This is a genomic window from Sporosarcina ureae (assembly GCF_002109325.1).
Taxonomy (GTDB): Bacteria; Bacillota; Bacilli; order Bacillales_A; family Planococcaceae; genus Sporosarcina; species Sporosarcina ureae_C.
Window position 1 is genome coordinate 3136112 of record NZ_CP015348.1, and the last position, 26062, is coordinate 3162173.

Here is a 26062-nt window from a genome sequence, read left to right on the forward strand (position 1 = left end):
ATTCTGGAAAAAAGTAGTTTTATGAAGGAGTGTGTTGAATGGGAGAATGGTATGTCGAATATGAGTTGCAAGTCAATCGCCCTGGATTACTAGGGGATATTGCTTCCTTACTCGGTATGTTGCGAGTCGATATTGTAACCATCAACGGGGTGGATGGAAGATACCGCGGTATGCTTGTCCACACTGATCATGATCAACAAATTAAACGTTTCGAGTTGATTGCTTCTACTATGGATGCGATTGTCATCCATAAGATTAGAGAACCGAAATTACGTGATGTATTGGCTGTTCGTCATGGACATTATATTCAGCGCGGTACCGAAGACCGAAGAACATACCAATTCATAAGAAGCGAGCTTGGGATTTTAGTGGACTTTTTGGCGGAGATTTTCAAACAAGATGGTCATAAGCTAATTGGCGTTCGAGGAATGCCGAGAGTAGGTAAAACAGAATCTGTAGTGGCGGCAAGTGTGTGTGCCAATAAAAAATGGGTGTTTTTATCCTCCACAATGATTAAGCAAACAGTTAGAACGAGTATGATGGGAGATGAGTTTTCAGATGATAACATCTTTATACTAGATGGTATCGTAACACGAAAAACATCAGATGAACGTCATATGCAATTAGTACGCGAAATTATGGGCCTGCCTACGATTAAAGTTGTCGAACATCCAGATATGTTTGTGAAGCAATCGGAATATACAATCGATGACTTTGATATAATCATAGAGTTACGGACTACAGTAGATCAGGAAATCACATACGACATTCTGGAAAAGAATGATCCTATTTCTAACCGTAGTCCTATGGGCGGCTTTAATATGTTTAATTGATTGAGATGAATTAGGTAGGTGTTGAATTTGATCGGAATAGGTGCTCGTTTGAAAGAAGCGAGAATATCAAAAGGATTGACGCTGGAAGATTTGCAAGACAGTACGAAAATTCAACAGCGTTATCTGTTAGCAATTGAAAATGAAGAATTTCAAGTCATTCCAGGGGCTTTCTACGTTCGGGTTTTTATTAAACAGTATGCAGAATCGGTGGACTTGAATGCAGAGGAAATACTGACTCTTTATCAAGACGAGTATGAAACTGCTGTACAAGAAGAGCAAGAGAAAGTTGTGCCAGCAACTATGCAACGTAGTGCAGGTTCGAAACAGAATAACACATTAAAAGAGGCAATGCCGAAAATTATTGTTGCACTATTTATCATTATGATTTTTGTTATTGTTTATACATTGTTAAAAGACAAAGCAGCAGATCCAGCGATGGATGGTGACTCATTGGGGTCGAATTCAAATGTGGTAACGGATCCACAAACAGATCCTGTTGAAATCGAAAAACCAAAACAACCGTTCGAACACGCTTCCACTTCGGGAGAAACGTCTATATACAAATTGTCTGATCCTGAAACTATCAAATTAGTCATTAAGACTACGGGTAATTCTTGGATTTCAGTAACGGATCAAAATGGAGAAGAACGAATGCCACAACCAGCTGGTGCCCGTGTATTACAAGAAGGCGAAACAATTGAAATTGAAGCAAACGATGCAGAAAGTTTGAGAATCCGTGTTGGGAATTATGAAAACGCAGAACTGACAGTTAACGGTCAGCGAGTAGATTATCCAACAGATCTCGTTCCACAAAACATCGTATTAAAAAAGCCATAGAAAAATAGTCATCTCAAGGGGTGACTATTTTATTGTTAATAAATGGACTTAATCGTTAGAAAGGTGGACATGTAATGAATTTACCAAATAAAATTACGCTCTCCAGGGTCTTTATGATTCCTATTTTCATCCTGTTTCTTGCAGTTGATTTTGGCTGGGGAATGATTCGTCTCGGGGGAGTAGAAATGCCTGTCGAACATTTGGTAGGCGCAATTATCTTCATCGTAGCTTCGACAACTGACTGGCTAGATGGATACTTAGCCAGAAAAAACAACTTAGTAACTAATATGGGTAAGTTTTTGGATCCATTGGCAGATAAATTACTGGTCTCAGCCGCTTTTATTTTATTAGTGGAAATGGGTACAGCCCCTGCATGGATTGTCATCATTATTATCAGTAGAGAATTTGCGGTAACAGGATTACGTTTGATTTTAGCAGGAGGCGGGGAAGTAGTAGCTGCCAACCAGTTAGGTAAAATTAAAACAGTGGCGCAACTATTGGCAATTTCTTTTCTTTTATTGCATAACATTTTCTTCGAAGCACTGGGCATTCCGTTCGGAACTATCATGTTGTATATTGCATTAGTATTTACTGTATGGTCAGGTGTAGATTACTTCGTTAAAAATCGTAAAATTTTAGTCGAGTCAATGTGAGGAGAGTAATGTATTCATGAAAGCAGAAATAATTGCAGTAGGAACAGAGCTTCTATTGGGGCAAATCACGAATACCAACGCACGATTCATATCAGGAAGATTGGCTGAGGCTGGAATTGATGTATATTATCATACCGTAGTAGGAGATAATCCTGAACGCTTGTCCCAGTCGATCAAACTGGCACAACAACGTGCAGATATTCTCATATTTAGTGGAGGGTTAGGTCCGACTAAAGATGATCTCACGAAACAAACTATTGCACATGAATTAGGTTGTGAACTGGTATCTAACGAAGAAGCGATGAAAACTATTGAAGAATATTTCGATCATGTCGGAAAAGTAATGACAGAAAATAATAAGCAGCAGGCTCTCGTTTTAAAAGGATCTACGGTATTGCCGAATCGTAATGGTATGGCTCCGGGTATTGCTATTGGCAAGGCAGATAAGCAGTATATTTTGTTACCTGGACCACCTCACGAAATGGAACCTATGTTTGAACATGAAGCGATTCCGTACTTACTTGGTGTGTACGGTAAACAGGACATAATATCCTCTAAAGTATTGAAATTGCAAGGAATTGGTGAGTCTGAATTGGAAGTGCGTCTCCAGTCTTTATTAGAAAAACAGACAAACCCTACCATCGCACCGCTCGCTTCACCAGGAATGGTTAAGTTGCGTATTACTGCAAAAGCCAAAACGGAAGAAGAAGCTCAAAAATTGATTTCACCTGTAGAGCAGGAAATCCGTGCTATTGTAGGGGAGTTTATCTATGGTGTAGATGATGATACACTGGCTTCCAAAACAACTGAATTATTGCTGCAAAATGACTGGTCAATTTCAGCAGCGGAGAGTTTGACTTCGGGGATGTTTATGGCGGAACTTGGTTCACAACCGGGAATTGGAAATGCGCTAAAAGGCGGCGTTGTAGTCTACAATAAAGAGATGAAAATCGAACAATTGGGTATCTTGCCGTCATTGCTTGATTTTCACGGCGTGGTTAGTTCCGAATGTGCAGAAGCAATGGCCGAAAGTATCAAGGAGAGATGTTCAACTACTATCGGAATTAGTCTGACAGGTGCAGCTGGTCCTGAACCACATGATGGTCAGCCACCAGGTACCGTTTGGATCGGGATTGCAATAGAAGGAATGAAGACGGCATCTTACAAGCTTCAATTATCAGGTTCACGTAATACGAACCGTATGCGTTCTGTACAGTTCGCATTACATTATTTAATTCAAATGATGAGAGAGAAAAAAGAATTGAAGTATTGAATTTCCAAGTCGATTTAGCTACCAAAATTCAATTCATCCTAGTATTTTGTATCTTTTTTTCAATTCCTTTTATTAATTTATCGAATACCCGTTCGTTTAATTCTTGTGTATTGTATTGAAAAAAGGTATAATAAGAGTAGAAAAAGAGTTTGAGGAGGAATTGTAATTGAGCAATCGTAAAGCGGCTTTAGATATGGCGTTAAAACAAATAGAGAAACAATTTGGTAAAGGTTCTGTCATGAAAATGGGTGAAAAGACAGATCTTCAAATCGATACATCATCATCAGGTTCATTAGCACTGGATGCGGCCTTGGGAATAGGCGGATATCCACGCGGACGAGTAATTGAGATATATGGACCAGAGAGTTCAGGTAAAACAACTGTGTCTTTACACGCAATTGCAGAAGTACAAGCAAGTGGCGGTACAGCGGCATTTATTGACGCGGAACATGCGTTAGACCCTGTCTATGCACAAAAGCTAGGAGTTAACATCGATGAATTATTATTATCTCAACCCGACACAGGCGAGCAAGCTTTGGAAATCGCAGAAGCTCTTGTACGTTCAGGTGCAGTAGATATCGTCGTAGTGGACTCAGTAGCTGCTCTTGTACCTAAAGCTGAAATCGAAGGCGAAATGGGTGACGCACACGTTGGTTTGCAAGCTCGTTTAATGTCACAAGCCTTGCGCAAACTTTCTGGTGCAATTAATAAATCAAATACGATTGCAGTATTCATCAACCAGATTCGTGAAAAAGTAGGCGTGATGTTCGGTAACCCTGAAGTAACACCGGGTGGACGTGCCCTGAAGTTCTATGCTTCCGTTCGTCTTGAAGTTCGTAGAGGCGAAGCAATTAAACAAGGTAATGATATTATGGGTAATAAGACAAGAATCCGTGTTGTGAAAAACAAAGTCGCACCTCCATTCCGTACGGCAGAAGTAGATATTATGTATGGTGAAGGAATTTCAAAAGAAGGTGAAATTCTAGATCTAGGTTCAGAATTGGAAGTAGTACTAAAAAGCGGTGCTTGGTATTCTTATGAAGGTGAGCGTTTGGGACAAGGCCGTGAAAACGCGAAACAATTCTTGAAAGAAAATCTAAAAATGCGTGATGAAATTGCAGGGAAGATTCGTGAATCATATGGTTTAAATGCTACAAATTATGTGATTGCAGCGCACGGTGATGATGAAGATGAGCTTGATGACTTACTATCTCTACCAGAAGAGAAGTAAGTTATGCATGTAAACCGCCAATTTCTATTGGCGGTTTTTTTATGAAGTTGAACCAATGCAATTTTATATAGAACTACATAAGATAAACTAATTCTTTTATAAAACCAACGCACTACAAAGCACACTAAATTCTAGGTTCGACGTATATAATCACCATCTACTTGTTTAACATATTTTCTGCTTTCCGGGAAAATTAATGGTCATTTAAATGAATCAAGAGAAATGAAAGTGGAAAGACTCATTTAAACAATACAAAAGCGACTGTAGGATCATTTTTCCTCCATCATTCCTTGACACAATAAAAATACAACTATACAATTAAAGTGGCGTATTATATACGTCCTATATTTAACAAACCAATCAATTGTTTTTGGCAGTATGTTGATTTAACTTAATTCAGCAAAATAAAAAGATAAGTAAAAAGTAGTGACAACAATAAAAATTAGTCCCGAAACAGCAGGGTTTCTACTACCCGTTGGATTAAGTTAGGCCTTCGGCGTTTTCACAGATCGTCGGGACATTACCAGGAAACCCTGGTAACAAGTAACGTGAATATAACCGCCATGGCAAAATTGATTATACGAGCCGACTGAAAAGAAAAGAATAAGCAGGAGGAGGTGACCTCAATGGGTATTGAAATACTCATCTCCGTTTTGCTAAGTCTCATCGTCGGTGCAGTTGTTAGCTTTTTTATATTGAAGAATGTGAATGATTCAAAAGTGACTGGTGCCAAGCATACTGCCAACCAACTCGTCGAAGAGGCGAAGCGTGAAGCGGAGTCAGTGAAGAAAGAGGCACTGTTAGAAGCGAAAGATGAAACTCACGAACTGCGGATTGAAGCAGAAACAGAAGTCCGTGAGAGAAGGACGGAATTACAGAAACAAGAAAACCGTCTCTTACAGCGTGAAGAAAACCTTGATCGCAAGGATGATGCGCTCAATAAAAGAGAAGCAGGTCTAGAGCGCAAAGAAGATGCGCTATTAGAAAGACAACAGCATATTGAAGAGATGGAACGCAAAGCGGAAGAACTTGTTACTACACAGAAGACCGAACTGGAAAGAATCTCTTCCTTAACAAGAGATGAAGCAAAACGCGTCATCTTGGAAGATGTAGAAGAAGAGCTTTCTACGGATATTGCAGTCATGACGAAAGAATCCGAGCAACGGGCTAAAGAGGAATCCGAGCGTAAAGCACGTGAAATCCTTTCATTGGCACTGCAACGATTTGCAGCAGATCATGTGGCAGAAACAACAGTCTCCGTCGTTAATTTACCGAATGATGAAATGAAAGGTCGCATCATTGGTCGTGAAGGGCGAAATATTCGTACACTCGAAACACTTACGGGTATTGATTTGATTATTGACGATACGCCAGAAGCAGTTATCCTATCTGGTTTTGATCCGGTTCGTAGAGAGACAGCAAGATTAGCTCTTGAGAAATTAGTTCAGGATGGTCGTATCCACCCTGCACGTATCGAAGAGATGGTCGACAAGTCTAGAAGAGAAGTGGACGAGCTGATTCGCGAAAAAGGAGAACAAACTACATTCGATGTGGGTGTTCATAATTTACATCCGGATATGATCAAAATTTTGGGTCGTCTACACTTCCGTACAAGTTACGGACAAAATGTTTTGAAGCACTCCATTGAAGTAGCATACTTAACAGGCTTGCTTGCAGCTGAGTTGGGTGAAGATGTTACACTTGCTAGACGGGCCGGTTTACTTCACGATATCGGTAAAGCTATCGATCATGAAGTAGAAGGAAGTCACGTGCAGATCGGTAAAGAGCTTGCAGTGAAGTATAAAGAACATCCGGTTGTCATCAATAGTATTGCTTCTCACCACGGTGACGAAGAAGCAACATCTGTTATCGCAGTGCTAGTCGCAGCAGCGGATGCATTATCTGCAGCAAGACCAGGTGCACGAAGTGAAACATTAGAAAACTATATAAAACGTTTGCAAAAACTCGAAGAAATTTCGGAATCATATGAAGGTGTGGAGAAGTCATTTGCCATTCAGGCAGGACGGGAAGTGCGTATCATTGTCCGCCCCGAACAGATCGATGATATTACCGCACATCGCTTAGCACGTGATATACGAAAACAAATCGAAGAAGAATTAAACTATCCAGGGCATATTAAAGTGACGGTCATACGGGAGACCCGTGCAGTAGAATATGCAAAATAATACCTAACACAAAACAGCTTCCGGTTCGTTTGGAAGCTGTTTTCATTTTGGAAAGAGGTTGTTACAGATGAAAGTAATTTTTATTGGAGATATCGTTGGATCTATGGGAAGAGAAATGGTAATTGATTACTTATCACGTTTAAAACGTAAATATCAAGCCGATGTCATTATCGCAAATGGAGAAAATGCAGCTTCAGGCAGAGGGATTACAAAATCAATTTATCATGATTTATTACATGCTGGAGTAGATGTCATCACAATGGGTAATCATACATGGGATCAACGTGAAATTTATGATTTTATAGATGAAGTGGATTACTTGATCCGACCTGCGAATTTTTCTGATCAAGCTCCTGGTAAAGGCATGACGTCCATTACAAAGAATGGTGTTACTTTATCAGTTATCAACTTACATGGTCGAACATTCTTACCGCCACACGATGATCCATTCGCCAAAGCGGATGAACTACTAGAAGAAGCTTTGCAAACATCTCCACTCGTTTTTGTAGATTTTCACGCAGAAGCAACGAGTGAAAAAATTGCGATGGGCTGGCATCTGGACGGCAAAGCATCAGTCGTTGTCGGAACACATACACATGTGCAAACCGCCGATGAGCGAATCCTTCCAGGAGGAACTGCATATTTAACTGACGCAGGCATGACGGGTCCATACGATGAGATATTAGGAATGAAAAAAGAAGATGTATTGTATCGTTTCTATACGAACTTGCCCACTCGATTTGAAGTACCGAAAAGTGGAAGACCACAGCTTAACGGAATGTTCGTAGAATTGGATGATAAAACTGGTAAAGCTCTCAAAATTGAGCGTATTAGAATTAACGAAGATCATCCGTTTAAAAACTAATTTTCCAAGTGTCTAAAACCTCCTTCCTTATCATAGGATGTTGTATGGAATATACGCGTTCCATAGACATTGCAAAATAAGGAGGAAATATCGTGAGTCCCTTGAAAGTATCTTCTCGCTCAAATCCGAACTCAGTAGCAGGAGCACTAGTTGCGGTTATTCGTGAACAGGGCTTTGCCGAGATCCAGGCGGTCGGAGCTGGAGCATTAAATCAAGCAGTAAAAGCAATTGCAATCGCTAGAGGATTCGTAGCACCAAGTGGAGGCGACCTAATTTGCGCGCCTGCTTTCACCGATATCGAAATCAACGGGGAAGCTAGGACTGCACTCAAACTTCTCGTCGAAAAAAAGGAACGTAAGTAGAATATAAAAAAGAGCTGTCCAAGTTGTCATTAGTTTAAATGACAACTGGAGATAGCTCTTTTTTTTATGAAATAATATACTTGTTGTCTGGTAGCAGATAGTAGGGGATTGAATGCAAAGACAAGCTCCTAACACTGCGCTTTTACTCGCAAAAGCCGTTCTTCGTTACGGCTCTTCCCGCAGGCCCATGGGAAAGCGTCCGCCAACTGGAGCTTCCACCCCCTCGCACTAAAAAACTCACTCTCTTTTTCCTTATTACTTTCAAATGCCCACCATCAAGCAAAAAGATGCTCTGATATATTCATTGCATCTCCTTTTTCATGACAAACCAGCGACAATTTAACCGTTTGCTGTCATATCAATCAAAACTTCAGTATAATAACTTCATGTATGCTTATTTCCCGATAAGTAATAGAAAGGGGCTACTGCAATGAATGAAGAACAGCGCTTGCAAGCTGGACTCGTAGCAGAAAACAAATCGAAATCAAACATCACAGAAAAAGACTATAGCAAATATTTCGAGTCTGTCTACAGGGGGCCTTCTCTGAAAGACGCAAAAAAACGCGGGAAAGAAGAAGTGGAATATCACGATAACTTTCAAATAGATCAACGCTTTAAAGGAATGGGACAAGGCCGTAAATTCTTCATACGTACTTTTGGCTGTCAAATGAATGAACACGATACGGAAGTGATTGCAGGCATTTTAATGGCGTTAGGTTATAATGCAACTGACAATGTAAAAGAAGCAGATGTCATATTACTAAACACATGTGCAATCCGTGAAAATGCAGAAAATAAAGTATTTGGAGAATTGGGCCACTACAAACCACTTAAACTGACAAACCCAGATTTACTGATCGGTGTATGTGGTTGTATGTCACAAGAAGAATCCGTTGTAAATAAAATTTTAAAAACGTATGATCAAGTAGATATGATTTTTGGTACACATAATATTCATCGCCTACCGAACATTTTACATGAAGCATACATGTCTAAAGAGATGGTTATTGAAGTGTGGTCAAAAGAGGGCGACGTGATCGAGGACTTGCCTAAAGTGCGTAATGGAAAAATCAAAGCTTGGGTTAATATTATGTATGGCTGCGATAAGTTCTGTACGTACTGTATCGTACCGTATACGCGTGGTAAAGAACGTAGCAGACGACCGTCAGACATCATTCAAGAAGTTCGTCAGTTGGCTGCTGAAGGATATAAAGAAATCACTTTGCTTGGTCAAAACGTCAATGCATACGGTAAAGATTTTGATGATATCACCTATCGATTAGGTGATTTGATGGATGAATTGCGGTTGATTGATATCCCAAGAATTCGTTTCACGACGAGTCATCCTCGTGACTTCGATGATCATTTAATCGAAGTTCTTGCAAAAGGCGGAAATTTAGTTGACCATATTCATTTGCCAGTACAATCGGGGTCATCTGATATGCTAAAGATTATGGCTCGTAAATATACTCGGGAAAGCTATTTGGAGCTAGTCGATAAGATTAGAACCGCAATTCCTAATCTATCGCTCACGACGGATATTATTGTGGGATTCCCAAATGAAACCGAAGAACAATTTCAAGAAACAATGTCCCTCTATCGCGAAGTTGGTTTTGATATGGCGTTCACGTATATTTACTCACCCCGTGAAGGAACACCGGCTGCAAAGATGCAAGATAACATACCAATGGAAGTGAAGAAGGAACGTTTGCAACGACTTCTTAAACTAGTGAACGATATGTCTGCAGAGGCTATGAAGCCATATGAGGGACAAATTGTTAAAGTGCTGGTTGAAGGAGAAAGTAAAAGGAATCCTGACGTACTAGCGGGCTATACAGAAAAAAGTAAGTTGGTTAATTTTGTAGCCCCACGTTCTGTAATCGGTGAGATCGTAGAAGTGCAAATAGTAGAAGCGAAATCATGGTCGCTCAATGGTGAATTCATCGGAGTAGTCCAGAAAGAAAAGGTGATAGGATAATGGAGAAGAAATTTACAAAAGACGAAATCATACAAAAAGCACGCGATTTGGCACATATGTTGGCAAATACAGAAGAAGTCGAGTTTTATAAACGTGCAGAAGCACAAATTAATGAAAATCAAAAAGTACGTGAAAAAATCGCTAGTATGAAATCACTTCAAACGCAGGCAGTAAATTTCCAAAACTATGAAAAAGAACGCGCTTTAAAAGCAATTGAGAAGAAAATTGATCAAGTCCAAGCTGAAATCGATGCGATTCCATTGGTACAAGAGTTCAAACAGTCTCAAGATGAAGTGAATGATTTACTACAATTGGTATCTAATACGATTGCGAACAGTGTAACGGATGAAATTATCGAGTCTACTGGCGGCGACCTTTTACGTGGTGAAACAGGTTCATACGTAGAAAATACACAGAAAAAATCATTGTCTTAAATAATAAATCGGCTAAGGAGAAAATTCCTTGCCGATTTTTTTCAATTTCTGGGCTGCCGTTGCATAGGATGGATAGAAGCCAAAGAAGGAGGAAGAAAACTGAAAAACTTAAGACAAATTGTGACTAAAGCTGTTATTGCCAAAGGGAAGCATCGATCAGAGTCTACTGAGATGCTGAAGCCACCTAATCGTCCTTCAAGTATATTGGGCTGTTGGGTGATCAATCACACGCAACAAGCAAAGAAAGTTGGTAAGTACGTGGAAGTGACCGGTAGTTTTGATGTGAATGTTTGGTACTCACACCATGATCATTCTAAAACTTCCGTCTTTACTGAATCGATTCCTTATAAAGATAAGATTGCATTGCATTATCGTGATGAGCCGACATCAGCAAAAGAGGAAACGATTGTCACAGTATTGCAGCATCCGAATTGTACAGAAGCTAGTATTTCTGAATGCGGACAAAACTTCTCGATTTCGATTGAAAGAGAGTTATTGGTTGAGATGATTGGTGAAACAAAAGTATCTGTAACGATTCATCCACATCCGTACGATGAAGAATGGCCAATACTAGAAGCTGAATCTTCTTCTATTGTGATGGAAGATAAAAAGAATAAAGAGGTTCCGAATAAAGAGAGACCGCATCAACCGCCTCAGCGTAAAGATTCACCATTTTAAAGCCGGGAGTTTCACCGGCTTTTTTTTATTTGCTATACGTTAATAAAAATGATCTGTATCAAGTTTACTTTGCGGTAATGGGTGTAGCCTTAGGATAGGAGGAGATCCTATGGTGAAAATAAAATGGTTCATAATTCCAGCACTTCTAATGATACTGTCAGCATGTAGCAAAGGAAATGATATGCAAACTCTTTCGGCTCCATCTCCTGAACAAGAATTAGGGGCAAGTAGAAGTGGTCTGACGCTATCGATTTCGGTACAACAATATAAAGAAGGTATGCCGATATTCCACACGACATTAAGAAATGATAGCCAAATTAGTTATGAATATGGCGAATACTATCATATAGAAATACTGAAAAATAACGAATGGTATACGTTGGCACATTCAGATTTTGTGTTTTATGAAAATCCACAGTTCACTAATTTGGGTCGTTTAATTGCACCGGCAAAGGTGATTCATCAATTGTTTTCCGTGGAAATAATAGGTGTGACCCTCATGCCAGGAGAGTATCGCCTAGTCAAAATGTTTTTGAAACCGGTAGCCCCTTATTATGTAGTAACACTTGCTGTTCCGTTCACAGTGATTTCTGCAGTATAGACAGCACAATCATATGTCCTTAAAGTTGGTAGCTTACATTTATTTGGAGCTGTTCGGCCAATTGTTTATTTTAATAACAGAATACCGATTTTCAAGATTGAAAACTATCTCGGACCGTTAACAACCGAGATGGTTTTTTGTTGTTTTTAAAGTAGTTTGTATTCAATTCATTACATCCCTTCTACATTTTAAAATACCTCAGCCCCTTTTGATTCGTTAACTCAAAGGGGGTTTGGTATAATGTATAGAAAATGAGCGAGAAAAAGAGGGTTTACCATGTCTGAACATACACCAATGATGCAACAATATTTGAAAATTAAAGAACAATATACGGACGCGTTTTTATTCTTCCGTTTGGGAGATTTCTATGAAATGTTTTTTGAGGATGCTGTTAACGCATCTGCATTATTAGAAATCACATTAACGAGTAGGGACTCAGGCGCACGTGATCGTATACCAATGTGCGGTATTCCGTATCACTCCGCCACAGGATATATTGAAACATTAATTCATAAAGGTCATAAAGTAGCGATATGCGAGCAAATGGAAGACCCGCGATCGGTAAAAGGAATTGTTAAACGTGAAGTAGTCAAAGTGATTACACCTGGCACATTAACAGAAGGTAAAACGATTGACACAGAAGCCAATCATTTTATCGGTGCCGTCGATAGTCTCGGTAATCAATGTTATGCATTAGCTTATCTAGATGTGGGTACGGGCGAAGGAAAAGTAGAACTAATAGAAGGAAGTGAGCGTACACTGCTTGCTGAAATCGAAGCTCTTGGCATGAAGGAGATTATTGTAGATGAGCAACTTCATGTCATTTTCGCAGAACTGTTCGAAAGTCGGGAAATTATGCTTTCGATTGAAGACACAGAGCATTCGGGATCGATTGGTCACGACACATATGAACATTTGCCGGTAGAACTACAAGAAGCTTGTCGCAAATTACAATCGTATCTGTTGCGTATGCAGAAAATGGTTTTCGGTCACATTCGTCCTTTTATCTATATAGAGAAAAATACAAAACTATCGATCGATGCGAACTCAATGCGGAATTTAGAACTTGTACAAACCATTCGTTCTGGAAAAAAAGAAGGTACATTGTTCTGGGTATTGGATGAAACCGTTACGGCGATGGGGGCAAGAAAATTACGCATGTGGATTCACCAGCCGCTAGCTCAGCGTCAGGCGATTGAAAATCGTCTGGAAACTGTAAATAACTTAATTGATGAATATTTCTTACGTGAAGAACTACTGGAAGAATTACATGACGTCTATGATGTGGAACGACTTGCTGGAAGAATCTCTATGGGCAGTGCGAGCGCTCGTGACTTGGCGCAGTTAAGGAATTCATTGTCCCATATACCGAAACTTAAACAATTACTGAAGGAATCTAAACGTCCAATGTTGCAACAGTTTGCTGAGAAAATGGACCCGTGTCAAGAAACTTTTCAATTACTAACGGATGCAATCGCAGTTAACCCACCTATATCAGCCAAAGATGGTGGATTAATACTAGACGGCTATCATGAGAAATTGGATGAGCTTCGGGATGCGTCACGTAACGGAAAGAATTGGTTAGCGCAGCTCGAGCAAAAAGAACGGCAGCTGACGGGGATTAAAACGTTGAAAATTGGCTATAATCGTATATTTGGTTATTATATTGAGATTACAAAATCCAATATTCATTTAGCTGATCTGTCACGCTATGAACGCAAGCAGACACTCGCCAATGCGGAGCGATATATAACAACAGAGTTAAAAGAAAAAGAAGAGCTAATTTTAAATGCGGAAGCAGACAGCCAGACATTAGAACTTGAATTGTTCCAATCCATTCGTGAACAAGTAAAAGGAGACGTACAAAGAATTCAACAACTGGCTGCTGTCATCAGTGAACTGGATGTACTTCTAGCATTTGCGAAAGTGTCGGAGAAAAATCAATACGTTCGACCCGAATTCCATGCAGGGAAAGCAGTCGATATACAAAATGGCCGGCATCCTGTCGTAGAGAAAATGATGAATCATTCTCTATATATTCCAAATTCCTGCACGCTTGCTGAAGATGAAAATATGCTGCTCATAACAGGTCCAAATATGTCCGGTAAGAGTACATATATGCGCCAAGTAGCACTGACTGTAGTGATGGCGCAAATCGGTTGTTTCGTACCTTGTGAAAAGGCTGTATTGCCTATTACAGATCAAATTTTCACGAGGATTGGGGCAGCAGATGATGTAGCGTCTGGCCAAAGTACATTTATGATGGAAATGATGGAGTCTCAATATGCACTTGCACATGCGTCGTCTCACAGCTTGTTATTGTTTGACGAGATCGGACGCGGCACTTCAACATATGATGGGATGGCACTTGCACAAGCAATGATGGAATATATCCACGAAGAAATTGGTGCCAATACACTGTTTTCTACGCATTATCATGAATTGACACAATTAGAAGATGTGTTGGATCGCTTGCTGAATGTTCATGTTGCAGCCAAAGAGCAAAATGGTAAAGTTGTGTTCTTACACAAAGTATTACCGGGTGCAGCCGATCGAAGCTACGGAATCCATGTAGCTGAACTTGCAGGTCTCCCTGCAGATGTAGTCGGACGTGCAAAAACATTGCTACAGCGTTTTGAAGAAGACAGTACAACTAAAGGGGCTTCTTCTGTATCGGAGCAACTGGCTTTCTTTGATACCACTAGCGAACCGATTTTTTCACCAGAAACACAAACGTTGCTTGAAGAGATAGAAGCGATAGATTTGATGAACATGACACCTATGCAGACAATGCAAAAATTAATGGAATGGAAAGAACGTTTGATGCAAGACAAGAAGGAGTGAATGGGATGAATCAAATTCACATTATGGATGACACCTTGGCCAATAAAATCGCAGCGGGAGAAGTAGTGGAGCGTCCTTCTTCAATCGTCAAGGAACTAGTGGAGAATGCGATTGATGCGCAGAGTACAAAAATAGAAGTATCTCTAGTAGAAGCGGGACTCTCTTCTATTCGCGTAACCGATAACGGTAACGGTATGTCTGAAGATGATGCTATCCGCTGTTTTGAACGGCATGCTACTAGTAAAATATCCAATGAACATGATCTATTTCGTATCCGTACCCTTGGATTTCGCGGAGAAGCATTAGCGAGTATTGCGGCTGTGTCGAAAGTTTCATTATGGACATCGAATGGTGAAGATGGTGCTGTAGTAGAGATTGAAGGTGGGAAAGTACTGAAATATGAAGCAGGTGCTTTACGAAAAGGGACAGATTTTCTCATACAACATCTATTCTTCAATACACCAGCACGCTTAAAATATATGAAAACAATTCAAACGGAGCTGGGACATACCATTGATTTATTAAACCGATTAGCACTGAGTCACCCTGACATATCCTTCTCATTAACGCACGATCAGCATGAAATTCTCAGAACATCAGGTTCAGGAGATTTATTACGGGTATTATCAGATATATACGGTGTTGGAGTTGCGCGTAAAATGATTCCATTTCAAAAAGAGGATGCTGATTTCAAGGTGAAGGGGTTTATTACACTTCCCGAAATGACACGTGCTTCGAAAAACTATATTTCACTTCTAATGAATGGGCGATGGATTAAAAGCTATGCGGGGACGCAAGCAGCAATAGATGCGATGCATACGTACTTACCAATTGGAAGATTTCCCATTGCGGTCATTGATATTACAGCCGATCCTATTTTGACGGATGTTAACGTTCACCCAGCAAAGCGCCATATCCGTATTAGTAAAGAAGGCGAATTACTTTCTCTTATAAAAAATGCAATCAAAGAAGCGATTCAAGGAGTCACCATAATCCCTGACGCGGTAAAGAAAGAGAAGCCAATAAAAAGGGATTCTGAACAGCAATCTATTTGGACATCTTCTTATCGCCGTCCAGAAGTGAGCGTTCCATTAGGTGGTCTAGAAGTTTCACCGACCATTATGCCCGCGGAAGAACCTGAAACAGAGCTGACAACATCGGTATTTCCAGAAGCTATTTTTGAGCAGCGGGATGAATCTATACCGGAAGAGCCTGTTGTGTATGAACAAGAGCAGCAAGAAGGAAACCATTTTCCGTCCATTGTGCCTATAGGACAAGTTCACGGAACGTATATTGTTGCGCAAAATGAGGATGGGTTTTATTTAATCGATCAGCACGCAGCCCAAGAGAGAATCAAATATGAATATTTTAAGGTGAAGCTTGGTCAAGTAGATTCAGGTGAGCGTCAGCAATTACTTTTGCCGCTCGTCTTTCATTACTCTGCTGATGAACAAGTGAAGATTGAGGAATGCAAAAGCGCACTGGAAGAAGTCGGTGTGTTTTTAGAATCATTTGGTCCTGCCACATATACAGTAAAAGAATATCCTTCTTGGTTTCCTGAAGGACAGGCTACTTCAATCATTGAAGAAATGATTGAACAAGTGCTTGAGAAACGAAAAGTGGATGTTGAGAAATTACGCGAAGAAAGTGCTATCATGATGAGTTGTAAAAAATCTATTAAGGCAAATTACTATTTGAGACAAGAAGACATGGAACGTTTGCTCACGGATCTTGGTGCTTGTCGCAATCCGTACACATGTCCACACGGTCGTCCTGTGTTAATCCACTTTACAACCTATGAATTAGAGAAGATGTTTAAACGAGTGATGTAACAAAGCAATTCAGAGAGGAGCGATTTTATGTTTTCAACATTAGAGAGATCAAGCAGAATTCAGAACCTGAAAAACTTATCATTCGATGTATTAGTTGTCGGTGGAGGGATTACAGGGGCGGGTATCGCATTAGATGCGGCTGCAAGAGGATTTTCGGTTGCCCTAGTTGATATGCAGGATTTCGCTGCAGGCACTTCTAGTCGCTCAACAAAATTGATACATGGCGGTTTACGTTATTTAAAACAATTTGAAGTAAAGATCGTGGCGGAAACGGGGAAAGAACGGGAAATCGTTTTCCGCAATTCGCGTAATATTACGAAATCCAGGCCGATGTTATTGCCGATCTATAAAAAAGGAACGTATGGCAAATATTCTACTTCGGTTGGCCTTCTCGTTTACGATTTACTGGCAGGGGTTAAGCATGCAGAACGTCGTGAAATGCTAACAAAAAAAGAAACAGCTGAACTTGAACCATTGTTGAAGAAAGAAAATTTAAAAGGCGGCGGACATTATGTAGAATATCAAACTGATGACGCGCGCTTGACGATTGAAGTGTTAAAGAAAGCATCAGAAAAAGGTGCTCTTTGTTTAAACTATATGAAATGTGAACAATTCAATTTTGAAAACGAACATATTGTGGGAGCTGTCTTAAGTGATCAACAGACGGGCGAACGGTTTTCGGTAAAGGCTTCAATGGTCATCAACGCTTCCGGTCCATGGGTTGATGAATTACAGAAAAAGGTTAGTAGCCAACACAAGAAACAATTGCATATTACGAAAGGCGTTCATATAGTTGTTGATCAATCCATATTCCCACTCCAACAAGCAATCTATTTTGATAACTCAGACGGTCGAATGCTATTTGCAATTCCACGAGAGAATAAGACGTACATCGGAACGACGGACACATTTTACTCAGATGATAAACAGAACCCTGTAGCCACAGAAGATGATATTAATTATATTATTAAGGCAGTTCATCATATTTTCCCGAGTGTTCACCTGCAACGTCATCATGTAGAATCCACATGGGCTGGAATACGTCCACTGATTGCTCAAGAAGGCAAGGATGCTTCTGAAATTTCAAGAAAAGATGAAGTGTGGGAAACGGCACCTGGGCTGCTAACAATTGCTGGCGGAAAGTTAACGGGTTACCGACAGATGGCTGAAGTCGTAGTGGATCGAATTGCCGAACGATTAGAAAAGCCTTTTATCAAACACTGTGAAACTAAAAACATCTGTGTGTCCGGAAGTGATTTCGAAAATGATGAGGATTTGCAACAGTTTATCCATCAACAGGCTGAACGTGCATCCCAATTTGGTTTAACTTCACAGCAAGGCGCACGTCTTGCTTCATTTTATGGTAGAAATAGTGATCAAGTATTCCAATTTGCCCATGTAGTTTCAGCAGAGGAAAATGAGTTGCCTATTAGTTTACGTGCAGAGATTTTATATGGCATTCATTATGAAATGATTACTTCACCAAGTGATTTCTTTATTCGCCGAAAAGGAGATCTGTATTTTCAAATCGATGTAGTAGAATCATTGGCAGCACAAGTAACAGACTATATGGCTACGTTATTGCACTACACGGACAGTGAGAAATCAATTCACGAAAATGATTTGAAGAATGCAATAGCTGAAGCGAAAGGGAGTGTAAGCTCATGACGGATCAATGGATAGAGATGCGTGACGGTACAAAAGTGTACAGTAGAGCTTATACACCAGCGACGAATCCGAAAGCACGTGTGCATATCATTCATGGACTAGCGGAACATAGTCGTCGGTATGATCGTTTTGCAAAACATTTACAATCGCAAGGATATGTTGTGACGCTCCACGATCAACGTGGTCATGGTAAGACGGCTATCGAAAACGGTAATACGTATGGTTATCTAGGTCAATCTGCCACATTCGATCAATTAGTAGATGATACATTTGAAGTCAACCAAGCCTATCAACAACAAAACCCTGAACTTCCGTTAGTGCTACTAGGGCACAGCATGGGCTCATTCGTTGCGAGGCGCTATATTCAGTTATATGGTTCTACGCTTAGTGGTGTGGTTCTATCGGGCACTAGATCGAATTCTGAGCTTACAGCGCATGCAGCGATTGCATTAGCTGCATATAGAGAAGACAAATATCCTAAAGACCAACCAGATGAGCTTTTAAACAGTTTAGTCTTCGGTAATTATTCAAAGCAATTCCCAGACGAAGGTGAATTTTCTTGGTTATCACGCGATACGATAAGTGTCAGCGATTATAAAGAAGATGAAGCGTGTGGGTTTGTGCCGACTGCTCAAATGTTCCGTGTGGTGCTTGAGGGAATGAACTCTATAGAAGCTCCTGAATTCTTGTTAAATATTCCAAATGAACTGCCCATTTTATTATTATCAGGAACCGATGATTTAGTTGGGAATCGAGCGAAGGGTGTTTGGAAAGTAGCCAAACAATTTGATAAAGCGAATCAACGACATGTTACTGTTCAGCTGTTTGAAGGCGGCAGACATGAAATGCTACAAGAAACTAATTATAAACAAGTGTATACGACTATAGTGGAGTGGATGAAAAAACATGAATCTGCCATTTGATGTACTAGCAGTAGTAGGACCTACAGCTTCAGGGAAGACAGCACTAAGTACAGCGCTTGCCAAATCATTTAATGGAGAAATCATTAATGGAGACGCTATGCAAGTCTATAAAGAACTGGATATCGGTACGGCTAAGATCCATGCATCTGAAATGAATGGAATTCCACATCATTTCTTTGATGTAAAAGAACCGACAGAGTCGTTTTCTGTGGCGGAATATCAACAGGCAGTTAGACAATGGATTGCAGATATTCAATCTCGCGGGAAATTACCGATTATTGTAGGTGGTAGCGGAATGTATGTACAATCGGTGCTATTCGATTATCGATTTACAGAACAGGCTGCTGATTCTGAAGTGCGTGCGCGTCTGGAGCAAGAGCTTGAAGCAAAAGGTGCTGATGTATTGCATGCAAGACTGACGGAGTTAGATCCGAAAAGCTCGGAGAAAATACACCCAAACAATCACAGACGTCTTGTGCGTGCACTTGAGATCCTTGAAGTGACTGGTCTGACAAAACAAGATCACGAACAACAGTCAGGAAATCAGCCGATGTATCGCTCGTTGATTATTGGACTTGATCTTCCCCGCGAACTACTTTATGAGAGAATCGATTTGCGTGTTGAACAAATGGTAGAAGCAGGTTTGTTTAAAGAAGTCCAGAAATTATGGGATAAGGGAATTCGTCAAACGCAATCAGTTCAGGCGATAGGCTATAAAGAGTTGATCTCCTACTTTGATGGAAAATTGACGAAAGAACAATCAATTGAAGCTGTGATGAAAAACACACGTAATTACGCGAAAAGACAGCTTACCTATTTCCGTAATAAATTACCGGTTCAATGGGTAAATGCTAATCAATCTACAGAAGAAATTTTTCAAGCAACTTGTAAAATAATAAAGGATTTTCAGAAGTAAGTAGGGAATAACTTAATAATAGGAATGAGGAGGCAATTGAATGGCACAAGGAAATATGCAAGATACGTTTTTGAATTCTTTACGTAAGAACAACACATTCGTTACAATCTTTTTGCTTAACGGTTTTCAATTGAAAGGTCTAATCAAGTCATATGACAATTATACCGTTCTACTCGAGTCAGATGGTAAACAACAGCTGATTTATAAGCATGCAATCTCTACGTATGCTCCTTCGAAACCGGTTATTTTAAAAGATGAACAATAAACAGGCGCTTGCCTGTTTTTTTGTTGTCTTTTATTTGGCATACGCATTCCATCTGCTAAAATAGAAGATGATAATATGAAATGAGGTACTACACATGCAAATCGCACCAATTAATGAAAAATTACTGTTAAAAGCTCAAGAAGCAGAAGAAGAAATCGCTCCGTTTGTGAAGACGATGGAAGAAATCGCTTTTTATAACCAAAGAAAAGTATTACAAGCATTCAAAAAGAATCAAGTAAGCGACTTTCACCTATCGGGCTCTACTGGCTATGGATATGATGATAGCGGCCGTGATGTGTTGGAACAAGTCTATTCGGATGTATTCGGGGCGGAAGACTGTCTCGTAAGAAATCAGATTATTTCCGGCACACACGCTATTACGATCAGCTTGTTTGGAATATTACGTCCAGGCGATGAATTGCTTTACATAACAGGTAAGCCATACGATACATTAGAATCTATTATTTCGGGGAACGGCAAAGATACAGGTTCATTGGAAGACTTTCAAATATCCTATCAGCATATCGATTTGAAAGAAGATGGATCTGTTGATTACGCAAAAGCAAAAGAAGCTATTTCATCTAAGACGAAGATTGTTGCCATTCAACGCTCAAAAGGATATTCAAGCAATCCGTCATTCAGAATCCATGAAATAGAAGCGATCATTAAGGAAGTACGTAAAATGAAGGAAGATGTCGTGATTTTTGTAGATAATTGCTACGGAGAATTTGTTGAAATGAAAGAGCCTGTTGAAGTTGGAGCTGATTTAATGGCTGGTTCACTTATTAAGAATCCAGGTGGCGGATTAGCAAGAACAGGTGGTTATATAGCGGGCAAGAAGGACTTGGTTGAGAAGTGTGCATATCGTATGACGTCACCAGGCCTTGGAGCCGAAGCAGGGGCGTCACTCGACACGTTACTGGAGATGTATCAAGGATTCTTCTTAGCGCCGCATGTAGTAAGCCAGGCAGTCAAAGGCGCACTTTTCACATCTGCATTTTTTGGCAGTTTCGGTATGGACACGACACCGCATTACAGTGAGCGTCGTACGGATTTAATCCAATCAGTTAATTTCTTGAACGCGGAACAAATGATTGCATTTTGTCAGATGATCCAGCAAAATTCCCCAATCAATGCCCAGTACGCTCCGGAGCCTTCATATATGCCCGGTTATGCTGATGACGTCATCATGGCAGCGGGTACATTCATTCAGGGGTCCAGTATTGAATTAACAGCTGACGGCCCGATTCGACCACCTTACACAGCATATATTCAAGGTGGTTTGACATATGAACATGTAAAATCGGCTGTGCTCGATTCTATGGAACAGTTGCTTGAAAAGAACTTAGTATAAATAAAAAGTGTATCGAAAACCTTCTAGGTTTCACGATACACTTTTTTTATTAATGAATCATACGGAATACGCCAACAACTTTACCTAATATAGAAACCTTATCTACAATGATCGGCTCCATGGAGGAGTTTTCTGGTTGTAGCCGGAAATAGTCTTTTTCTTTAAAGAAACGTTTAACAGTTGCTTCGTCTTCCTCTGTCATGGCAACAACAATTTCACCATTACTTGCAGAGTGTGTTTGTCTAACAATTACACGGTCCCCATTAAGAATTCCCGCTTCTATCATACTATCTCCTACAATTTCTAACATGAAGATTTCATCTTCTGATGAACCGAACGTATCTGGTAATGGGAAGTATTCTTCTATATTTTCAATTGTTGTGATTGGATTACCAGCAGTAACTTTCCCGATTAATGGTACATGCATAACACCACTTTTTAATTCATCCAATCCTTCTGGATCCAAGATCTCGATGGCGCGGGGTTTAGTTGGATCCCGGCGTATGAAACCTTTACTCTCGAGTCTTGATAAGTGACCGTGAACCGTGGAACTTGATGCCAGTCCAACAGCTTCTCCAATTTCACGAACGGAAGGTGGATAGCCTTTTAAACGAACTTCATCTTTTATGAAAGCGAGTATTTCTTCTTGTCTTTTTGATATTTTCTTCAACAGATTCACCTCTTCTACTAGTTTACGAGCAATGGAATACTGAACCACTATTTTGAATATAGTATAACATGTGTTCGGCTACTAATCAAACAAAGGTTCTAATTTTGCTTGACATGGAATCGTATGTTCTCTTATAATTAAGAACAAGCATTCCGAACGTGTATTCTAAATGCAGAAAATAGAGGAGGAATTATGATGGAGTATATTAAAGAATTTATCAAAAATAATTATTATTTTGCAGTATTATTAGCTGTTTGTGTTTCATTCGCTTGGGTTCAGTTCGATAAAATGGCTGAAGAAGATCACTATATGGAAATCGTTATTAATGAAGGAGATACACTTTGGCAGCTAGCGTCCAACTACTCTGAAGATATACCAACTAGCCACTGGATCGAACAAGTACGCTCATTAAATGAATTACCTACTGATCAAATCGTTTCGGGTGAATTACTACGTGTGCCTGTTAAAATGGATAAACAGACAGATATCCGAGTAGCTGAAGTAGGAGAGGGATCCAGATGACAGAAAAGAGATGTGTAATCTATTGCCGTGTGAGTACAGAAAAGGAGACACAAGAACAATCTATTATTAGGCAACAAGAAGAACTTGAAAAATTAGCATCTGAGTTGTCTTATGATTGTGTTGGAATCTATACAGATCGGCAAAGTGGCTATGACATGGATCGCGAAGGTCTTTTATCTATGTTAGATCAAATCCAAGATGGCACAGTCGATGCGCTGTTCATTCAAGACGAAACACGTTTAGGACGGGGCAATGCAAGGGTCGCAATTTTACATGTGATTGCTAAAAGTGAGACTACTGTAATTACCAATCATTCTAACGGTACGATAGAACTGAATGAAATGGATACGATGTTGCTTGAAATTCTTGCAATCGTAGAAGAATATCAACGGAAATTACATAATGCAAAAATACGTAGAGGGATGAAACGTGCTGTTGACAAAGGGTATGATCCTTCGAAGAATTTACGTAATATCGACCAAGCTCCAGGGCGTGAACGACTTGAGCTTCCAATAGAAGAAATTGTTTCACTACGCAACAAAGGTCTAACATACGAAGAAATTGCAACTGTATTAAATGGGTTAGGTCATGCGGTTAGCAAAGCGACGGTTCATAGAAGGTATAGGGAGTTTATAACACAGCAACACTAATAGGTTGCACTTTTCCTCCAGGTTGTTTACATTTTACTAAACGACTTATTTATGGAGGCTTTTAATAATGCTATCAGAAAAGAAAATACAACGTATCAATGAACTTGCGAAAAAAAAGAAAACAACAGGATTATCGATTGAAGAAGCCAAAGAACAAACGCAACTAAGAAAAGAATACTTAGAAACATTCCGTTCAAGTATGCGTGAGACAATTGAATCGGTCAAAGTGTTGGATCCAGAAGGAAATGATGTAACACCTGAAAAAGTCAAACAAGCTCGTGCGAACCAAAAACCGCTAAATTGATGATAGGTAAAGGATTAATATTGTAATTAGCGTTGGAATTGACTACACTAGAGTAGGAATATGTACTATAAAACACTCATATGAGACAGGACGGAAAGGATGTACAGCATGACCGAAAAAATCGATCAACTGGCAATAACAACAATCCGAACATTATCAATCGATGCGATTGAAAAAGCAAATTCAGGTCACCCAGGATTACCGATGGGCGCAGCACCGATGGCTTATACATTATGGACGAAGCATTTGCATCATAATCCATCCAACCCACAATGGTTCAATCGTGATCGTTTTGTACTTTCAGCGGGTCACGGCTCGATGTTACTTTACAGCTTGTTACACTTGAGCGGCTATGGCTTGAGTATTGATGACTTAAAGAACTTCAGACAATGGGATTCAAAAACTCCAGGACATCCGGAATACGGACACACAGCAGGAGTGGAAGCGACTACAGGACCTCTTGGACAAGGAATTGGTATGTCTGTAGGTATGGCAATGGCAGAGAAACATCTTGCTGCAACGTACAATAAACCAGGTTTTGATATTGTAGACCATTACACATACGCACTTTGTGGTGATGGCGATCTAATGGAAGGCGTAGCAGCGGAAGCTATTTCTATGGCTGGCCATCTTCAATTAGATAAATTGATCGTATTATATGACAGTAATGATATTTCTTTAGATGGCGACTTGGATATGTCTTTCTCTGAAAACATTAAAAAGCGCTTTGAATCCTATGGCTGGAACTACTCAAGAGTAGAAGATGGCAATGATATAAAATCTGTTTCAGATGCAATTGAAGCAGCAAAAGGCAACACAGGCGGACCGACAATCATTGAAGTGAAAACTGTCATTGGTTATGGTTCACCAAACAAATCTGGTAAGGCCGATGCACATGGAGCGCCACTAGGTGAAGATGAAATGGCTCTTACAAAAGAGTATTATAAGTGGACGTTCGAAGAAGACTTCCATGTTCCTGAAGAGGTTTATGACCAATTCAATTCAGCAACAGATCAATTAGGCGTGCAATCAGAGCAACAATGGAATGACTTGTTCGAAAGTTATCAAAACGAACACAAAGAATTAGCTGCACAATTTAAACAAGCGATTGCAAATGAACTTCCAGCTGACTTACAGGACCAACTGCCAGTTTATGAAGCAGGTGCTTCTGTGGCGACACGTTCTGCGTCTGGTGATTCAATCAATGCATTAGCGAAAGCTGTTCCCGCTTTATTTGGGGGTAGTGCGGATCTTGCAGGATCAAATAAGACAACAATTAAAAATACGGGTGATTTCTCCGCTAGTGATTATTCGGGACGGAATATCTGGTTTGGAGTACGTGAATTCGCGATGGGGACTGCACTTAACGGTATGACTCTTCATGGCGGAGTGAAAGTTTTCGGCGGAACATTCTTCGTGTTCAGCGATTACGTGCGACCTGCTATTCGTCTTTCAGCGCTAATGGGATTACCTGTGACATACGTCTTTACACATGACAGCGTTGCAGTCGGAGAAGACGGCCCAACACATGAACCTGTTGAACAGTTGGCTTCATTACGTGCGATGCCTGGATTGTCTATCATTCGTCCGGCTGACGGAAATGAAACATCTGCTGCTTGGCATACAGCTGCTACTTCAAAAGACACACCAACTGTGTTGGTATTGTCTAGACAAAATCTTGAAGTATTGCCAAAATCACAAGAGCTTGCTATGGAATACGTACCAAAAGGTGCGTACGTCATTTCACCTGCTGTTAAAGAGCAAGCAGATGGTTTACTGCTAGCAAGCGGCTCTGAAGTAAGTCTTGCTGTGGAAGCACAGAAAGCACTTAAAGAACAAGATATCGACGTCAGTGTCGTTTCAATGCCTTCATGGGATCTCTTTGAGAAGCAGGATCAAGCATACAAAGATTCTGTTATACCAAAGAATATCAAGAAGAGAGTAGCGATTGAGATGGGTGCTTCACTTGGATGGCATAAATACTCTGGTGATGAAGGTACTGTCATGGCAATCGACACATTCGGTGCAAGTGCGCCAGGTGACTTAGTCATTGAAAAATATGGCTTCACTGTAGAAAACGTTGTTAAAGAAATGAAAAATTTACTAAATAACTAATTATTATAAGCACACGACTCTTAGTTCTAAAGAGTCGTGTGTTTTTTTGCGCAGCTTTACGACAATAA

The 26062-nt window shown here is 40.1% G+C and carries 24 protein-coding genes; 23 read left to right on the forward strand and 1 reads right to left on the reverse strand.

Annotation, left to right across the window (positions count from 1 at the left end; translation table 11 throughout):
- Positions 1-38: 38 nt before the first annotated feature.
- The 19 genes from SporoP32a_RS15350 (at position 39) to SporoP32a_RS15440 (ending at position 21733) form a co-directional block, all read left to right on the forward strand.
- Positions 39-833, forward strand: coding sequence for a DUF3388 domain-containing protein (locus SporoP32a_RS15350; RefSeq protein ID WP_085428699.1), 795 nt, complete (start codon positions 39-41; stop codon positions 831-833).
- Positions 834-860: 27 nt separating this feature from the next.
- Complete coding sequence (locus SporoP32a_RS15355) at positions 861-1670, forward strand: helix-turn-helix domain-containing protein (protein WP_198166184.1); 810 nt, start codon at positions 861-863, stop codon at positions 1668-1670.
- 74 nt (positions 1671-1744) lie between these two features.
- A complete protein-coding gene (gene pgsA, locus SporoP32a_RS15360) occupies positions 1745-2323 on the forward strand; it encodes a CDP-diacylglycerol--glycerol-3-phosphate 3-phosphatidyltransferase (protein ID WP_085428701.1) in 579 nt (192 codons plus the stop codon).
- A gap of 16 nt (positions 2324-2339) precedes the next feature.
- Entirely contained in the window at positions 2340-3596 is a 1257-nt protein-coding gene (locus SporoP32a_RS15365) for a competence/damage-inducible protein A (protein WP_085428702.1), read from the forward strand.
- 166 nt (positions 3597-3762) lie between these two features.
- Positions 3763-4827, forward strand: a complete 1065-nt coding sequence (recA, locus tag SporoP32a_RS15370) for a recombinase RecA (protein WP_085428703.1) — start codon at positions 3763-3765, stop codon at positions 4825-4827.
- 626 nt (positions 4828-5453) lie between these two features.
- Positions 5454-7013: a ribonuclease Y gene (gene rny, locus SporoP32a_RS15375; protein WP_085428704.1), complete on the forward strand. Its 1560-nt coding sequence runs from the start codon at positions 5454-5456 to the stop codon at positions 7011-7013.
- A 67-nt stretch (positions 7014-7080) separates the two neighbouring features.
- Entirely contained in the window at positions 7081-7878 is a 798-nt protein-coding gene (locus SporoP32a_RS15380; protein WP_085428705.1) for a TIGR00282 family metallophosphoesterase, read from the forward strand.
- Positions 7879-7970: 92 nt separating this feature from the next.
- Positions 7971-8240 (forward strand): stage V sporulation protein S, encoded by a 270-nt coding sequence (locus SporoP32a_RS15385; RefSeq protein ID WP_085428706.1) that lies wholly within the window; start codon positions 7971-7973, stop codon positions 8238-8240.
- Positions 8241-8670: 430 nt separating this feature from the next.
- Positions 8671-10218, forward strand: coding sequence for a tRNA (N6-isopentenyl adenosine(37)-C2)-methylthiotransferase MiaB (gene miaB, locus SporoP32a_RS15390; protein ID WP_085428707.1), 1548 nt, complete (start codon positions 8671-8673; stop codon positions 10216-10218).
- The gene (locus SporoP32a_RS15395) at positions 10218-10652 is read left to right on the forward strand and encodes a YlbF/YmcA family competence regulator (protein WP_085428708.1); all 435 of its coding nucleotides are present in this window, start codon (positions 10218-10220) and stop codon (positions 10650-10652) included. The genes miaB and SporoP32a_RS15395 overlap by 1 nt, the downstream gene beginning before the upstream one ends.
- 120 nt (positions 10653-10772) lie before the next feature.
- A complete protein-coding gene (cotE, locus tag SporoP32a_RS15400; RefSeq protein WP_085428709.1) occupies positions 10773-11330 on the forward strand; it encodes an outer spore coat protein CotE in 558 nt (185 codons plus the stop codon).
- 109 nt (positions 11331-11439) lie between these two features.
- Entirely contained in the window at positions 11440-11931 is a 492-nt protein-coding gene (locus SporoP32a_RS15405) for an immunoglobulin-like domain-containing protein (RefSeq protein WP_085428710.1), read from the forward strand.
- A 276-nt stretch (positions 11932-12207) separates the two neighbouring features.
- Positions 12208-14775 (forward strand): DNA mismatch repair protein MutS, encoded by a 2568-nt coding sequence (mutS, locus tag SporoP32a_RS15410; RefSeq protein ID WP_085428711.1) that lies wholly within the window; start codon positions 12208-12210, stop codon positions 14773-14775.
- 5 nt (positions 14776-14780) lie between these two features.
- Positions 14781-16607 carry a DNA mismatch repair endonuclease MutL gene (gene mutL / locus SporoP32a_RS15415; RefSeq protein WP_085428712.1) on the forward strand — a complete coding sequence of 609 codons (1827 nt, stop codon included), beginning with the start codon at positions 14781-14783 and terminating at the stop codon, positions 16605-16607.
- A gap of 27 nt (positions 16608-16634) precedes the next feature.
- Complete coding sequence (locus SporoP32a_RS15420; RefSeq protein ID WP_085428713.1) at positions 16635-18275, forward strand: glycerol-3-phosphate dehydrogenase/oxidase; 1641 nt, start codon at positions 16635-16637, stop codon at positions 18273-18275.
- Positions 18272-19198 carry an alpha/beta hydrolase gene (locus tag SporoP32a_RS15425; protein ID WP_085428714.1) on the forward strand — a complete coding sequence of 309 codons (927 nt, stop codon included), beginning with the start codon at positions 18272-18274 and terminating at the stop codon, positions 19196-19198. Before SporoP32a_RS15420 ends, SporoP32a_RS15425 begins: the two co-directional genes overlap by 4 nt.
- A complete protein-coding gene (miaA, locus tag SporoP32a_RS15430; RefSeq protein WP_085428715.1) occupies positions 19182-20114 on the forward strand; it encodes a tRNA (adenosine(37)-N6)-dimethylallyltransferase MiaA in 933 nt (310 codons plus the stop codon). Before SporoP32a_RS15425 ends, miaA begins: the two co-directional genes overlap by 17 nt.
- 40 nt (positions 20115-20154) lie before the next feature.
- Entirely contained in the window at positions 20155-20379 is a 225-nt protein-coding gene (gene hfq, locus SporoP32a_RS15435; protein WP_085428716.1) for an RNA chaperone Hfq, read from the forward strand.
- A 94-nt stretch (positions 20380-20473) separates the two neighbouring features.
- Positions 20474-21733 carry a methionine gamma-lyase family protein gene (locus SporoP32a_RS15440; protein ID WP_085428717.1) on the forward strand — a complete coding sequence of 420 codons (1260 nt, stop codon included), beginning with the start codon at positions 20474-20476 and terminating at the stop codon, positions 21731-21733.
- A gap of 49 nt (positions 21734-21782) precedes the next feature.
- Here the strand turns inward: SporoP32a_RS15440 and lexA are convergent, their stop codons facing one another.
- Positions 21783-22403, reverse strand: coding sequence for a transcriptional repressor LexA (lexA, locus tag SporoP32a_RS15445; protein ID WP_085428718.1), 621 nt, complete (start codon positions 22401-22403; stop codon positions 21783-21785).
- A gap of 192 nt (positions 22404-22595) precedes the next feature.
- Here lexA and yneA point away from each other — a divergent pair, with 192 nt between their 5' ends.
- From yneA to tkt, 4 genes are all read left to right on the forward strand, one after another.
- Positions 22596-22925, forward strand: a complete 330-nt coding sequence (gene yneA / locus SporoP32a_RS15450) for a cell division suppressor protein YneA (protein WP_085428719.1) — start codon at positions 22596-22598, stop codon at positions 22923-22925.
- Positions 22922-23575, forward strand: coding sequence for a YneB family resolvase-like protein (locus SporoP32a_RS15455; protein WP_085428720.1), 654 nt, complete (start codon positions 22922-22924; stop codon positions 23573-23575). The genes yneA and SporoP32a_RS15455 overlap by 4 nt, the downstream gene beginning before the upstream one ends.
- Before the next feature lie 67 nt (positions 23576-23642).
- Positions 23643-23879, forward strand: a complete 237-nt coding sequence (locus tag SporoP32a_RS15460; protein WP_085428721.1) for a DUF896 domain-containing protein — start codon at positions 23643-23645, stop codon at positions 23877-23879.
- Between the two features lie 108 nt (positions 23880-23987).
- Positions 23988-25994 carry a transketolase gene (gene tkt, locus SporoP32a_RS15465; protein ID WP_085428722.1) on the forward strand — a complete coding sequence of 669 codons (2007 nt, stop codon included), beginning with the start codon at positions 23988-23990 and terminating at the stop codon, positions 25992-25994.
- Positions 25995-26062 lie beyond the last annotated feature (68 nt).